Source organism: Micromonospora sp. NPDC051925, from assembly GCF_044548625.1.
GTDB lineage: Bacteria > Actinomycetota > Actinomycetes > Mycobacteriales > Micromonosporaceae > Micromonospora.
On sequence record NZ_JBIUCH010000028.1, the window covers coordinates 1 to 15,344 of the forward strand.

A 15,344-nucleotide genomic window follows, 5' to 3' on the forward strand; every position below is an offset into this window, starting at 1 on the left:
TTTTACGCCATTCACCGACGACCCGCTGGCGAGGGCCCGGCCCTCAGACCGTCTACAAACCCACACTGGACGAACGCTCTCGAATCACCCACTCACACCGCAGGTCGCAGCCGCTGTGACCAACTTCGTCCGACAAGGCGACTGACTGCCCGTGTCACCGGAAGTTCGCCACATGCGCGAGACCAGGCAGGTTGGCATGTACAACCAGGCTTCCGCACAGCCCTGCGGACCTCCGGTTGCGCCCGCCCGCTGCGGCCACGGGGGCGCACCAACCTCACACCCACTCGCACCTGCGACCTTGGAGCAACAACGATGATCACCCCGCACCGCGAACCTCACCAGCGTCACCGGCCCGGCTCACACCCACCCTCACTGCACGGTCTGGCCGAACCCGTTGTGGCCGGCGCTTCAGCGGTCAGTGCCGATCTCCGTTCTACCGTCCGTCTTGATCCTGACCGCCAACCTGACCCCTCACGGCCGCTCACAGCCCAGGTCAGCCCCGCTGTCAGGAGTCTGGGACCGCTCCAGACAGACCCTCCAATCTCGGGTCTCTCCCCCAGGGCTTGTGCCCATGGGTAAACACCTACCGACTGCGGACCCGCTGCTGCGCCTGCAGGCCAGCATCACCGCCCGCGACGACCGGCTCCTGGGCTGGCTCTACGACCACGGCGTGCTCACCACCGACCAGATCGCCGCCGCCCTGTTCCCATCCCTGGACTTCACCCAACGCCGGCTACGCCGCCTCACCGCCCTGCGAGCAGTGGACCGGTTCCGACCAAACAAAGCCGACGGAGGCTCGCACCCCTACCACTACGTCCTGGACCAACTCGGCTACGACCACGTCCACGCCCAACGCGGACTCCCACGAGGCCGCCGGGACCAGGCCCGCCGCCGCAAACACTCCCTGACGAACCGACCGGACCTGCCGCACCTGCTCGGCGGCAACCAGGTCTTCATCGACCTCGCCGCCCACGCCCGCACCCACCCCGACAGCGACCTCGTCCGCTGGGAGCCCGCGTCGGCCTACCACGAACCGGGCACCCTCTACCGCGAAGGCGGCGACCCGCACATCATCATCGCCGGAGCGACCGGCTTCCCCCGGCCGGACGGGGCCGGGGTGTGGACCGAGCGCGAACGGTCCGTGCCGTTCTTCCTCGAGTACGACACCAGCGGTGAGAACCTGCAGGTCCTCATCGACAAAATCATCAAATACGAGCGGCTCTACCTCCTGAGCACTTGGGCGTGGCCGGTGCTGTTGCACCTCCCCTCCGCACGACGCGAGGCGAACCTGCACCATCGGATCGCCGGCATCAGCTTGGAAGCGGTCATCGCCACCACCACCGCCGAACTACGCAACGCCATCGCCGCCAGCCCCGCCCACCAGATCTGGCAACTACCCGGCCGTACCGGCCGTCACCGCCTCATCGACCTGCCCTACACCGACACCCACCACGACGACCAATACCCCACCCACGACCAGCCCACCCCGGACGAGCGGGCCGGCCAATGAGGGGAGCGGAACACACGGCGGCGTGGGGGGGGCCGCCCGCCCCCCCCCCCCCCCCCCCCCGGGGGGGGGGGGGGGGGCCCCGCGGGGGGGGGGGGGGGGGGGCGGCCCCCAAAGCACGCGGCAGGGGGGGGGACGCCCCCCCGCGCGCCCCCCCCCCCCCCCCCCCCCCGCCCCCCCCCCCCCCCCCCCCCCCCCCCCCCCCCCCCCCCCCCCCCCCCCCCCCCCCCCCGGACCGTGGACGGCCTGCGTCACCGCATGGACCGTTGGGCATGGCCTGCGCGCCATAGTCACGGTCGAGGCTGGCGAGAGCTCCCGACGGGGCACACCAATGTCGCGGAGTGGACTACGAATCCACGCAGCGTAACCGCGTAAACTTCAGCTCGGTGTTCGGCGGCAGGCTGGTAGTTTCTGCACCTAAAACTCTGGACCTTGGCTTCTGGCTTCTCAAGTCCGAGCGTGCTGGGTTGGCGACCATCTCGAACGCCCAAGCTTGCCGAGGATTTGTGGGCGGCGGCACTTGATGTTGACGATCCGTTCGGTACCGTAGCAAGCGGTAAACTACATAGCTGTGGTTCGCCATGGGTCTGCAGTTTCACACGAGCGAGAGATCAGGTCACAAACATGGCGCAGCGCAAGGCGGTAGTCCTCCTGAGCGGCGGCTTGGACTCGGCGACGGTGCTGGCGATCGCCCGGAACGAAGGGTACGAGACCTTCGCGCTGAGCTTCAGGTACGGACAACGCCACACGGTCGAGTTGCAGGCGGCAGAGCGCGTCGCCGCCGCACTGGGAGCGACCAAGCATGTGGTAGCCGACATTGACCTGCGGGTCTTCGGTGGATCGGCGCTCACCGACGCGTCGATCGCGGTACCGCATCACGACAGCGTTGGCGACCTCTCGGCCGATGACATTCCCGTCACCTATGTCCCAGCACGCAACACGATCTTCTTGTCGTTCGCCCTGGCATGGGCCGAGACGCTTGACGCGTCGGACGTTTTCATTGGGGTCAGCGCACTCGACTACAGCGGCTACCCGGACTGCCGCCCGGAGTACATCAAGGCCTACGAGGAGATGGCGAACCTGGCTACTAGGGCTGGGGTCGAGGGCCGCCAGAGACTGAAGATCCACACCCCTCTGATTCAGTTGACCAAGGCAGACACCATCCGGCGAGGCCTCGAACTAAATGTGGACTACGCCCTCACCCACAGTTGCTACGACCCGGTCGACGACCGCGCCTGCGGCACGTGCGACTCGTGCCTCCTCCGCAACCGCGGCTTTGCCGAGCTGGGAATGACCGATCCGGCTTTGACGACGTCACAGAGCTGAACAGGGCTATGTACAAGATCAAGGAGATCTTTTACACCCTGCAGGGTGAAGGCAGCCACGCTGGTCGACCCGCAGTCTTCTGCCGGTTCGCGTCCTGCAACCTGTGGACCGGACGGGAGACCGACCGGCACCGCGCGATCTGCCAGTTCTGTGACACCGACTTCGTCGGCACTGACGGGCCTGGCGGGGGCCGTTTCGCCAGCGCCGCGGACCTCGCGATAGCGGTGGCCAAGACATGGCAGGGCCTGCCGCACTCCCGTAGCAAGCCCTACGTGGTGTGCACCGGCGGGGAGCCGTTGCTGCAACTCGACGATGACGCCGTGGCGGCGCTGCACGCCGAGGGCTTCGAGGCTGCGGTGGAAACTAACGGCACCAAACCGGCGCCCGCTGGCCTCGACTGGATCTGTGTCAGTCCCAAGGCCGGCGCTGATCTGGTGTTGACGGCCGGCGATGAACTGAAGCTCGTCTATCCCCAGCCCGCCGCGATGCCTGAGCTTTTCGAGGACCTCGCGTTCACGTTCATGCGGTTGCAGCCGATGGACGGCCCAGAGCAGGAGGCCAACACCCGCGCAGCGGTGGCCTACTGCCTGGCTCACCCGCAGTGGCAACTGAGCCTGCAGACCCACAAGTACTTAGGAATAGCCTGATGGAGATTTACCGCGAGTTCACCTTCGAGGCCGCCCACCGGCTTCCTCGCGTGCCCGACGGGCACAAGTGTGCCCGCCTCCACGGCCACTCCTACAAAGTGCAGGTACACGTCCGCGGGGACGTCGATCCGGCGACGGGCTGGGTGATGGACTTCGCCGAAATCAAGAAGGCGTTCCGCCCACTGCACGACCAACTCGACCACTACTACCTCAACGATGTCCCCGGGTTGGACAACCCCACCAGCGAAAACCTTGCCCGCTGGATCTGGGAACGACTCATCGATCAACTGCCGCTGTCAGAGATCCTCGTCCGGGAAACCTGCACGTCAGGCTGCGTCTACCGAGGCGACGCATGACGATCAGTGAGATCAGGGGCGACAGCTTGCAAGACGTTCAGGCCCTGCCGGACACTCGGGGCATCGCCCTCGACGAGGTCGGTGTCGAGGGCCTTCGTTACCCCCTGCTCATCTCCGACGCGCGTGGCAACAAACGCGAGACCGTCGCGACAGTCACCATGTCGGTGAGCCTCGCCGACCACGTCAAAGGCGCCCACCTGAGCCGCTTCGTCGACGTGCTGCACACCTGGCGCGACCGACTCAGCAGCCAAGCCGTCACCTTGATGGCCGACGACCTGCGCCAACGCATGGGCTGTGCCACCGCCCGCGTCGCTCTCACCTTCCCGTACTTCCTGGAACGCCTCGCCCCAGTTACCGGCATCGCCTCGTTCATGGACTACACCTGCACCCTGACCGCCGCCGCCAGCGACCGTGGGGACGAGGTGGTGCTCGCCGTGAAGGTGCCGGTCACCAGCGTGTGCCCGTGCAGCAAAGCGATCAGCGACCGCGGCGCCCACAACCAACGCGGCTGGGTCACCATCGACGCCCGCCCACACACCCCCGCCACCGGCCTGTGGTTCGACCACCTCATCGACATCGCCGAGGCAGCCGGATCATCGCCGGTGTATGCGCTACTCAAACGTCCGGACGAACGCCACGTGACCATGGCCGGCTACGACAACCCCGTCTTCGTTGAGGACATGATCCGCACCGTCGCCGGGGCACTGGTCCACGACGTCCGCATCGCCGAGTACCGGATCCGCGTGGTCAACGACGAAAGCATCCACAACCACGCCGCCTACGCGCAGATCCCCTGGACGCTGACCGCGACGACTCGGGACTCCACCGATGGCTAGCAGCGGTCACTCCGGCCCGGCCAACGTGCACGTTGTGGTCACCTGCAGCAACCGGAAACGACACACAGTGCCAGACCGGTTACGCGTGGGTAACCTCCATGAAAGCAGTCCAGGTCAGCGGTTCGCCACCTGGACAGACCGACTGTTGACCAGTTCTGCCAGCAACTTCCCTGCCGTTGATCTGTACGCCGGTGAGCATTGGCAGATTGCCCGGACCCTGCCCGACCAGATCGCACCGCGGGCCGCGACGTTATGGGTCTGCTCAGCAGGCTACGGGTTCATCGCCGCATCGGCGGCGATCCGACCGTATGCGGCAACGTTCGCCTCGGGCGGGGTCGATTCGGTCGGTGAGGATAAATCCGCCGCCCGCGACTGGTGGACAAGGCTGACCGAGTGGCCTGGCCCTGACGCAGACCAACCGCGGTCATTCGCGGACCTAGCCCGTCGTGATCCACACGCCACGATCATCGCGGTGCTCTCTGACGCCTACCAGCGAGCCTGCGCCACGGACGTCACCGTTGCGGCCAGTCTGTTGCACGACACGCAGCAACTATCGGTTGTCGGGCCATCCACTAATGACCTTGAAGACCTCGTCGTACCGGTGACCGCCAGGCTGCAACCTCACCTCGGCGGCAGCCTGCTATCGCTCAACGCTCGCGTCGCAGCGTTCCTGCTGCGCTCGTCGGTCGATGACGATCACGACCTACGGCGCGAACGACTGCGCGAGCGTGTGGAACAGACAACGCAAGCAACGCCGGTTCCCGCAACTCGCACCGCTGGACAGCGTCTTACCGACGAAGAGGTGCGCGCCTTCATCCGTGGGCATGCGGGCGAACGGGCAGCCACCGCGACGGGCTTGCTGCGACGCCTTCGCCTGTCAGGACGGTCATGTGAGCAGGCCCGCTTCGGGCAACTCTTCGCCGAGGTAATGGCATGGAGGGCGCGCCCCTGATGCCTGCCTCACCGCCTCCCAACAGCATGGTCCGTCGGGCCTTGTGCATCGCGCAGAGCACCGAATATCCCCTCTATGTCTTCACCCTCCGGGCCGAGGAGATTTTGCAGGTCGCAGACATCTCCCGGGTCAGTCGTGACCATGCCGGCAAGCTCATCGGCTACCAACGCCCTGAGGTGCGCAAACATATCCAGGAGATCGTCGAGTACCTCAACAGCGACGCTGCGGTCTTCCCCAACCCGATCATCATGGCGTTGTCGTCGAGAGTGCACTTCAAGAAGATCCGCGGCGACCGGCTCCCAGGAGATGAGCTCGGCATTACCGGCACGCTCACCATCCCCATGGCGGAAAACGGTCGGCCGAAACCCGCGTGGATCGTCGACGGGCAGCAACGCGCGGTGGCGCTGTCCCGCACGCGGCGCAAAGACTTCCCCGTCCCAATCACCGCGTTCGTCGCCGACGCCGTGAAGGTCCAACGCGATCAGTTCCTGCGCATCAACAACACCCGGCCGTTGCCACGCGGCTTGGTGACGGAGTTGCTCCCGGCGGTCGACAGCCCACTGCCGACGCGGCTGGCCATTCGCCGGGCTCCGTCGGAGCTATGCGACGTGCTCAACACCGACGAACGCTCACCGCTGCGGGGGATGATCAAACGAGCGTCGACGGACAAGTCGCAGACCGCTCTCGCGGTGATCACCGACACAGGGTTCGTCGAACTGATCAAAGACAGTTTGACATCGGCCGGGTGCCTGTTCCCGTATCGGGACGTGGGCCGCAACGAGACCGACTTCGACGGCGTCCTGCACGCCCTCTACACCTACTGGGGTGCCGTGCGGGACACCTTCCCCGACGCCTGGGGGAAACCGGCCGCCAAGAGTCGATTGATGCACGGCGCAGGGATACGCGCCATGGGTCACCTCATGGGCCGGGTGCTCGGCATCGTCGATCCCCGCGCAGCGGACGCGCCTCGCCTGATCCGCGAGCACCTTGCGTTGATCGCCCCGTACTGTCGCTGGACTTCGGGCACCTGGGACGAGCTCAACATGCGGTGGAACGAGGTCGAGAACACCCCCCGCGACATCCAGGCATTGTCCAACTACCTCATCCGGGTGCACCGCAACGCCCAGGCGGAGCAGCGATGAAATTCTTCTTTCCTGACAGCCAGGACCAGGTCGATCCGAGCTTCGACTTCATCACCGAAGAACGGGACCCGTTCCGTGTCCGGCAACGCGACGACCTGTACGCGCACGAGGTCCTGACCCAAGCGCCGTTCGACGGGCTGCTGGTGTCCAAGGCCATCGTGGATGGGCTGGCCAGCGGCACCACGGGCAAGTACACCGGAGCACAACGCCACCGCCTCTATCGTGAAGGCGCCGCGAAGTTCTTCCGGCTCGACAACGGCCATACCCCGTTGGAGATCATGGGCGACTGCGGTGCCTTCTCCTACGTTGCCGAAGAGTGGCCGCCGTACACCGTTGATGAAGTCATCGATTTCTACGACGGATGCGGCTTCAACTACGGCATCGCCGTCGACCACGTGATCTTTCAGTACGAGCCCGCTACGTCACGCGACGATCCCAAGGCGCAGGAATGGGTCCGCCGCCAGAAGATCACCCTCGATTTGGCCCAGGAGTTCTGGGATCGGTGCGACGCCCGCAACGTCAGCTTCGCCCCTGTCGGCGTTGCCCAGGGCTGGAGCCCGCAGTCCTACGCGGACGCGATCGCGGAACTGCAGCGCATCGGCTACACCCGCATCGCGCTCGGCGGCATGGTGCCGCTGAAGACCAATGAAATCCTCGCCTGCCTACGAGCGATCGACCAGGTCCGAGAGTACTCCACCCAACTGCACCTTCTCGGTGTGAGCCGCGTCGGCGACGTGCCGACGTTCGCCAGCCACGGCGTCACCAGCTTCGACAGCACCTCACCGTTCCGCCAGGCATTCAAGGACGACCGGGACAACTACTACACCCCCACCCGTACCCATGTCGCCCTGCGCGTTCCGCAGGTGGACGGCAACGCGAAGCTCAAGGCCCGGATCCGCTCTGGCGAGATTGGCCAGGGCGAGGCGATGGCGCTCGAGCGGACTGCCCTCACCCTTTTGCGCGAGTACGACGCAGACAAGACTGACCTCGAGCCGGTCTTGGAGGCACTCGTCGCCTACAGCGCGCTGTGGGACGGCGGCAAGTCCGACCGCAGCGAGCAGTACCGTGCGACGTTGGCGGCTCGGCCGTGGCGCGACTGTCGTTGCGATCTCTGTGTCGCCGTTGGGATTGAGATCGTCGTGTTTCGGGGCTCCGAGCGCAACAAACGGCGCGGCTTCCACAACCTGTACGTGTTCGAACAGCGTCTCCGCGCACAACGAGGAAGGACAACCGCGTGACCAAGACCCGGACCGAGGCGTCCGCTGACTCCGCCGTCACCCAGGAGTTGCGCCTGCCCGCCTTGGAGATCCAGCAGGGCCGCGGGCGCCTTCTCTACACCTTCGCCATGGACGGCAAGCTCGTACCCAAGATCGCTACAGTCTCCCGCATCCGCCGCGACGAGGACGCCCTGCTGCACGGCTACCAACGGCCCGAGGTCCTCGCCCACGTCGCGGCGATCCGCCGATACATAGAAACCGACGCCAGCCCCCTGCTCCCCAACGCCATCGTCATCGCGTTCGACGAACGGGTGCGCTTCGAGCCAGGCCAGACGGAATCCGACAGCCCCGGCTACGTGCGCAGCGGAACTTTGATCATCCCGATCACCGAAGGCCCTGATCACGACAGGCCCGGCTTCATTGTGGATGGCCAGCAGCGCAGCGCCGCGATCCGCGACGCCAGGGTCGATGCTTTCCCAGTGAGCATCAGCGCCTTCATCACGAACAAGACCGCAGATCAGCGCTCACAGTTCATCCTCGTCAACTCCACCAAGGCGCTGCCGAAGGGGCTCATCCACGAACTCCTGCCCGGAGCCTCGGGCGCGCTGCCCACTCCGCTACGGGTACGTCAACTGCCGGCAACCCTGCTCGAGGGGCTCAACTTCGACGCCCGGTCTCCACTCAACCGGATGATCCAGACCCCGACCAACCCGTCCGGCGTCATCAAGGACAACTCGGTCTTGAGGATGCTGGAGACCAGTTTGAGCGACGGCGCCCTCTACCGGTTCCGCAACGACGAGGCGCTGCCGACCACCGGCTATATGTTGACCGTCCTGTTCAATTTCTGGACCGCTGTCAGCCAGGTCTTCCCCGAAGCGTGGGGCAAGCCGCCCCGCAAGTCGCGCCTCATGCACGGCGTCGGAATCATCAGTATGGGCTACCTCATGGACGCCATTAGCCATGCGCGTGAGGAGGGCGACGGGATCGTCGAGGTTGAGGAGTTCGCCGCCCACCTCAAGTCGATCGCCGATGACTGCCGCTGGACCGACGGTGAGTGGGACTTCGGCAACGGCATCGTTCGCAGGTGGAACGACATCCAGAACACGCCTCGTGACATCAAGCGCGTCGCGGATTTCCTGCAGGTCAGGTACCGGAATAGGTAGTGAAGCATCGATTGCGCGCGGCGACTTTAGGTGTTGCGGTGGGCTGAGGCGGATTCGGGTCGGCCCTACGTCACAGCCACGGCCGCCAGGCTCGGCAGACCGGACGGTGGTGGGAGAGCGTCGTCGTGACCCCTGAGGTCACCGGCGGCGCCGCACCGGGTCCGAACCGCGCTTGGCTGGGAAGCGGGAGGCGCCCTAGAGGAGACCGTGAACCCATCTCAGGAGTTGGGTTGGTCTTTTGGGCTTTTCGGCTGATCATGTGCGCACCGCTGCTGCTGCCCCACGCCAGAGATAGTCGATACCCTGCGTTGGTGCGTTTAGGTGCCGATCCGTCCACAGGACGGCGCGCAGGGACGGGGACCAGTCCGATCATGCTGCTGCCGACCGGTCAATTCGTTGAGCACCCACAGGTTCCAGGTATCGGACGTGTGGGAGAACGTCGTGGCGGCGATGTGCGAATTGATGCCTTCGAGTCCATTGCGAGGCCGGTCGCGCAGAGCTACTGGGTCCCGGCCGACGAGTGACGTCTGGCGCAACTTCTACCCCAGACGAGGGTCTACTGGCAGGACCCTGATACGGGACGGTGGCGGGCGGGCCGGATCATCGGCGGTGGCCCTGGTGTCTACTTCGTGCGCCTACCCAACAAGGACCTCGACTACCAGGTTCCACAGCAGCATCTGCGGGTGCGCTGGGACAGGCCGATCGCCTCTCCGGTCGAGGTCCTCGCAGCGGGCGCCAACGAGTCGCCGTACTTTCGAGATGCCCGGCTTCCGATGCTCAGCAGCCTCGTGGCCCAACGGGCCGCATGCGCCGACCTTCCCGCGCTGCTGTCGGCGGCGATCGAAATCTATCCGCATCAGGTGCAAGCTGCGCTGACCGTGCTCAGCGACCCTGTGCAGCGATACCTCCTGGCCGACGAGGTCGGCCTCGGGAAGACCATTGAGGCTGGACTGGTCATCCGGCAGCGCCTCCTCGATCAGCCGACCGCTCGGATCGTCGTCCTCGCGCCGGACATGCTGCGGCAGCAATGGAGCCGTGAACTGCAGGGAAAGTTTTTCACCGAGGACTTCCCGGCAGCAACGATAAAGATCACCCGCCATGAAACCCCAGACAAGTGGGAGGAATACCACGGCTTCGACCTGGTTGTGGTGGACGAGGCGCATCGCCTGACCGATGCGGCCGACCCAACGGAAGCCCGATATCGGGAACTGACCCAGCTGGCGCACTCCACGCCCCGGTTGCTGCTCCTGTCGGCTACACCGCCGATGTCGCGGCCGCAGGCGCACCTCGGCATGCTGCATTTGCTCGATCCCACTCTCTACCGCTGGGAGGACCTGCCGCAGTTCACCCAGCGATTCCAGGCACGGCGCGTGCTGGCCAACGCCGTCTTCGCGCTCGACGCGGACTTCGAGCCTCTGCTTCCGAGCGCCATCGCGGAGATCTCGGACCTCCTCCCCGGCGACATAACGTTCCGCGATCTTGCCGGTCGTGTTTCGGACCTGCTAACTGCCGATGGCGACCTGATCGACGAAGGCGAGCGCGAGATCCTCCGGTCACACGTCGATGCCTTGCGGGCCCACATCAGTGAGACGTACCGCATGCATCGCAGAATCATCCGCCATCGCCGGCACAACGTCCTTACGTCGGCAGGCGACGACTCCGTGGACGCACTGCCCTTCGAGGTCACTGGCCGGCAGCGACCTACCGTACTGAGCGTCGCCGCCAATGACGAACTGGTCAGCGAGTCGCTGGTGACGTGGCAGCAACACGTCTCGCACTGGCTGCTGGACCACAACGCCGACGACCGCACCGAAGCGTATGGCCTCGTCCTGGCGGTGCTGTCGTCGCGCAGTGACGGTCTCTCCGGGGATCTGCAGGACGCTCTCCGGTGGCGCATTCACCGTGACGACGCGGCTGCTCGGCGCGCTGGCCTGAGTGAGTACGAGCGTGAGGTGCTTGCTGCGGCAGCTGTGTTGCCTGACGACGAGGACCTTCTGCGCAAACTCGACGACAACGATGCTGCAGAGCCCGACATGCGTGACTACCTTCAGGTGCTCGGACAGCACAAACGCGCTGTGATGTTCTGCGGCGCGGGCAGCCTGGCCGGCTTGATCGCCGACGTCCTGACACCGAATGCGCGAGTCCGGATCACCGAGCACACCCATCGTCGAGGTGCTGCGGCGAGCGCAATGGACGTGGATCGCTGGCGAGCCGAGGGCGGCCTCCTCATTGCAGACGACAGCGCCGAGGACGGCGTCAATCTGCAAGAGGCCGATGCCGTCATCCATCTACGGCTGCCGTGGTCACCCAACCAGTGTGAGCAACGGCTGGGACGAGTAGACCGGTTCGCCGGCGCGTTCGGTGCCGGACACCGGGCAGCCATGCAGTACGTCGCCCCTGGCGGTCACGCCGACAACTCCTTCGCCGCCGTTTGGACGACGCTGCTCACGAGTGCGGTACGCATCTTCGACGACTCTGTGTCGGCGCTGCAGTACGCCCTCAATAGTTTGACCACGACCATCTGGGAGACCGGCCTGCGGGATGGACCGGCGGCGATGCTGGAGATGGCCGATATGGTCGCCGACGTCCTCAGAGAAGAGCGTCGGGAGATCGACGGGATGGACACTGTCGAGGCCGTGCACGAGGGCTCGCTCGGCCTCACCGTCGCTGAGGCGATGACCACTACCGAGATTCGCTGGGGCGCCCACGAAAAAGCGATGCGGCTCTACGCCGGCGCCGAAGCCGGTGGGCTGCGGTTTGCTATCCATCCCGAGGGATCGATTCGGCACGTCATGCGCTTCGAACGCGCCCATGCAAACCCGTTGGTGTCCCCGCGGCTCCTCGCTATCTCCGGACGGTCCGTCCCACCGGCAGCCATGCAAGGCACCTTCAACAGGAACACCGCTCTGCGTACACCGAACACCCGGCTCTTCCGGCTGGGTAACCCTTTTGTCGACCTGCTCGCGAACGTTGTGGCGATCGACGATCGCGGCCAAGCGTGCGTGTTCTGGCGCCCGGGCGTCCGCGGTCGAGAGCTCCGCTCCTACTTCGGCTTTGACTTCCTGGTCGAGCCCGACATCGAGCCGGCTCTAGAACTCGTCAGAGACGCGGCGGACGCTGTATACGCCCTCCGACGTCAGGCCAGCGTCATCCTCCCGCCCATCATGCGGCGGATCTGGCTTCCGTCGCAGGCAGACCAGGCCGTGCAGGATCCCGATCTCCTGCGGTGGCTGGAAGCCCCGTACGCGCAGGATCGCGGCGACCTCAACTTCAATAACGAGCGAATATCTGCTCTATGGCAATACTTCGGCGACATCGAAGGGCTGGCGACGGCCGCCCGCAGCGCCGAAGCAACTGCACGCGACGAGTTGACCCGTTCCGCGCAGCTCGTACGGCGCGCGGAGCAGGCGCAGCATGAAGCAGGCCGGGCGTGGGCAGTCCGTCGCGCCCAAGCCGAGGCGCGCCGGAACGCCGGCCGGTTGTTGTCCGATACTGATAGTTACCTCACCGATGTCCGCGTGGCGGCTGCTCTCATCGACGCGCTGAAGGAGCCAAAGGTCCGGCTAATGGCCGTGACCTGCGTGACTGGCGGCGAACTGGGGGTGCCACAAGATGGCAACTGATGGCTGGTCATCCGCCCAGGAGCTTTGGGCTAGCTGGCCCAAGGTTCCAGCCACGTTCCCTGCCTCGGGCAGCTGTGCGCGACTGCGTGATGCGCTCGTTGGCCTGACCGCCGGTGGTGCAGGATGGCGTGATGTGGTCGGGCTGACCCGTCAGATCCTGCTCGAGAACGAGGCACGCCAGGGTGGCGACTGGCCCCTCATTGTGCCCAACAGCCCAGCCCTCCCGAGCCGCCAACAGTGGGAGGACGTGGGCTGCGAGGCGTTGTCAGTGGCTGCGGGCTTCTCGGTGACGGCACGGATCTGGCATCCTCGCACCGACGCCCCTCTGTCGGAGGGCGCCGCCAAGCAGGAGGTTCTCGAGGTCTACGGCGGGGACGCCACCCCTAGGTCAGCTCATCCGGCGGATCCGTTTTGGAGCCGCGCACTCGGCACCGGCTTTCAGCATTACACCTCGCTGGGACAGCGGCAGGCGGCTCGCGCGATCGTGACGGCACCGGCCGGCAGCACGACCATCGTGTGTCTGCCGACCGGCCAGGGAAAGACCGAGGTGGCGTGGGCTGCCGTCCTGCCCGCGACACGGCAGCGCGGTGTCGCAGTCGTCGTGGTCCCCACGGTCGTACTGGCCATGGACATGGAACGTCGTCTGCGTGCGCTGCTCACATCGCTCGGGGAGCAGCAAAGTCCCAGCGGCTATTACGCATACACCGGCGGAACTTCGGAAGACGTCAAAGAGGCCATCCGCAAGGACATCCGTGATGGTCGCCAACGCGTCGTCATCGCGGCTCCCGAGGCCATCCTGACCGGGCTCAGCCAGGCACTGGACGACGCGACACGGCAGGGCTACCTCACTCACCTGATCATCGACGAGGCGCACCTGGTCGAACAGTGGGGCAATGAATTCCGTCCAGAGTTTCAGGCGATGAGCGGGCAGCGTCGCTCCTGGCTCGCCATCGCACCGCCTGGCCGGGAGTTGATCACAGTAGCCATGAGCGCCACGCTGACCGAACACCAGATCCAGACGCTGGTGGAGCTGTTCAGTTCGCCTGGTCGCGTCGAATTGGTCTGGGCGTCGCAAACACGCCGCGAACCGTCCTACTTCGTCGAACGCTTCAGCACCGAAGCCGACCGATGCGCCGCCGTTTTGCAAGCGGTCAGCACCCTGCCCCGCCCGCTCATCCTGTACACGTCCCTAAAGAAAGATGCGCGGGACTGGACTCGCCGGCTCAAGACTGCCGGGCTCCTTCGCGTCGCGGAGGTCACGGGCGACATGTCCGATGCCGAGCGCAGAGCCGCCGTGATGGGATGGCGCGGAGAAAACAATGAAGGCAAACCGGCGCCGACCGAACACGACATCGTCGTCGGGACGTCAGCCTTCGGCCTCGGGCTAGACATGTCCAATGTGCGCAGCGTTGTGCACGCCTGCCTGCCCGAAACCTTGGACCGGTACTACCAAGAAGTAGGACGCAGTGGGCGCGACGGCCGCCCCGCAGCCGTCTACCTGACTATCGCACCCGGCGACGACGAGACGGCGAAGCGGCTCAACGCCTCCATCGTCATCAGCCCCGAGAAAGGCTGGGACCGGTGGCGCACCATGTCTCGAGCCGCTTCTGATCTCGGGGACGGCCGCCACGAGACAAGTCTTGATGTGGTTCCGCCGCACGTCCTCGCCGAGTCACGGCACAACCGCCAGTGGAACGTCCGCACCTTGAACCTGATGTCACGCGCCGGCCTCATCACACTTGAAGAATCACAAGCCCCTGAACGGCTACCGGACGAGCCCGATGGTCTGTGGCAGGCCAGGCTGGACCAGTACTTCAGCGGCCTCGATGCCCGGGTGGTCTTTCGGCTGCAGGATGGTCAGACAAATGACCGATCACATTGGGGGCGAGCATTCGGCACACAACGGGCACTTGTCGCGCAGCAGCAAACCGCTGCGCTCGACCGCCTGCAGGCATTGATAAAGGGTGACCGATGCGTCGGCGACGTCCTCGGCGACTACTACCGCATACCATGGCGAGGCGGGCTGTTGGGCACCGCCGTGAGCTGTCGAGGATGCCCTCGCTGCCGGCGATGGCCCGACATGCGAGGCGACGATCCTCTTTACCGCGACGGCGGCGAACCCCATCCCGCAATTCCTCACTGGGAGGGAGGCCGTGATCCCCTCGCACTGATCCGCGGTGACCATCCGTGGTTGAGCATTTGGTGGCGGACGCCAATTGCACGTGATGATCTTCTGCCCGAACTGCTGTCGCAGCTCGCACGGCGCGGTCTGGGGGTGCTTGCTGGCCCCGGAATTACCGCACGTCTCGCGAACCGCATACAGCGCGAAGCGTGGCCCCACCCGGTCATCGTGGACCACGACGGCAACCTCACCGAATCCTTCTCCGGGCCGCTAGTCTGGGTCGCCGACGACCTGCCCGCCCTGCCGACCGCCGTACGTCTGCGCCTGCAGGACGACGTTCCGACCTACCTCGTGCACTCCCAGGACCTGCCCGATCCCGAACGGCCGACCATTAGTCTGCGGCAGATGTGCGACGCTTCACTCTCGCTCGAGACCGCCCTTGGAGCGCTGTGA

The 15,344-nt window shown here is 65.7% G+C and carries 12 protein-coding genes; all 12 read left to right on the plus strand.

Going from position 1 to position 15,344, the window contains the following annotated elements; genetic code table 11:
- Positions 1-571: 571 nt before the first annotated feature.
- Positions 572-1,510, plus strand: coding sequence for a replication-relaxation family protein (locus ACIG87_RS28825; RefSeq protein WP_396854759.1), 939 nt, complete (start codon positions 572-574; stop codon positions 1,508-1,510).
- A 338-nt stretch (positions 1,511-1,848) separates the two neighbouring features.
- Positions 1,849-2,031 (plus strand): hypothetical protein, encoded by a 183-nt coding sequence (locus ACIG87_RS28830; RefSeq protein WP_396854760.1) that lies wholly within the window; start codon positions 1,849-1,851, stop codon positions 2,029-2,031.
- A 100-nt stretch (positions 2,032-2,131) separates the two neighbouring features.
- Positions 2,132-2,833 (plus strand): 7-cyano-7-deazaguanine synthase QueC, encoded by a 702-nt coding sequence (gene queC / locus ACIG87_RS28835; RefSeq protein WP_396854761.1) that lies wholly within the window; start codon positions 2,132-2,134, stop codon positions 2,831-2,833.
- Positions 2,834-2,841: 8 nt separating this feature from the next.
- Positions 2,842-3,480, plus strand: coding sequence for a 7-carboxy-7-deazaguanine synthase (gene queE / locus ACIG87_RS28840; protein WP_396854762.1), 639 nt, complete (start codon positions 2,842-2,844; stop codon positions 3,478-3,480).
- A complete protein-coding gene (queD, locus tag ACIG87_RS28845) occupies positions 3,480-3,836 on the plus strand; it encodes a 6-carboxytetrahydropterin synthase QueD (protein ID WP_099855491.1) in 357 nt (118 codons plus the stop codon). The genes queE and queD overlap by 1 nt, the downstream gene beginning before the upstream one ends.
- On the plus strand, positions 3,833-4,672 hold the full coding sequence (gene folE2 / locus ACIG87_RS28850) for a GTP cyclohydrolase FolE2 (RefSeq protein WP_396854763.1): 840 nt from the start codon (positions 3,833-3,835) through the stop codon (positions 4,670-4,672). Before queD ends, folE2 begins: the two co-directional genes overlap by 4 nt.
- A gap of 145 nt (positions 4,673-4,817) precedes the next feature.
- On the plus strand, positions 4,818-5,624 hold the full coding sequence (locus ACIG87_RS28855; RefSeq protein WP_396854764.1) for a hypothetical protein: 807 nt from the start codon (positions 4,818-4,820) through the stop codon (positions 5,622-5,624).
- Positions 5,606-6,766, plus strand: coding sequence for a DGQHR domain-containing protein DpdB (dbpB, locus tag ACIG87_RS28860; RefSeq protein WP_238672869.1), 1,161 nt, complete (start codon positions 5,606-5,608; stop codon positions 6,764-6,766). Before ACIG87_RS28855 ends, dbpB (ACIG87_RS28860) begins: the two co-directional genes overlap by 19 nt.
- Entirely contained in the window at positions 6,763-8,004 is a 1,242-nt protein-coding gene (gene dpdA / locus ACIG87_RS28865) for a tRNA-guanine transglycosylase DpdA (protein ID WP_396854765.1), read from the plus strand. The genes dbpB (ACIG87_RS28860) and dpdA overlap by 4 nt, the downstream gene beginning before the upstream one ends.
- Positions 8,001-9,146: a DGQHR domain-containing protein DpdB gene (dbpB, locus tag ACIG87_RS28870; RefSeq protein WP_396854766.1), complete on the plus strand. Its 1,146-nt coding sequence runs from the start codon at positions 8,001-8,003 to the stop codon at positions 9,144-9,146. The genes dpdA and dbpB (ACIG87_RS28870) overlap by 4 nt, the downstream gene beginning before the upstream one ends.
- Positions 9,147-9,673: 527 nt before the next feature.
- Positions 9,674-12,769, plus strand: coding sequence for a protein DpdE (dpdE, locus tag ACIG87_RS28875; protein WP_396854818.1), 3,096 nt, complete (start codon positions 9,674-9,676; stop codon positions 12,767-12,769).
- Positions 12,759-15,344: a protein DpdF gene (dpdF, locus tag ACIG87_RS28880; protein ID WP_396854767.1), complete on the plus strand. Its 2,586-nt coding sequence runs from the start codon at positions 12,759-12,761 to the stop codon at positions 15,342-15,344. The genes dpdE and dpdF overlap by 11 nt, the downstream gene beginning before the upstream one ends.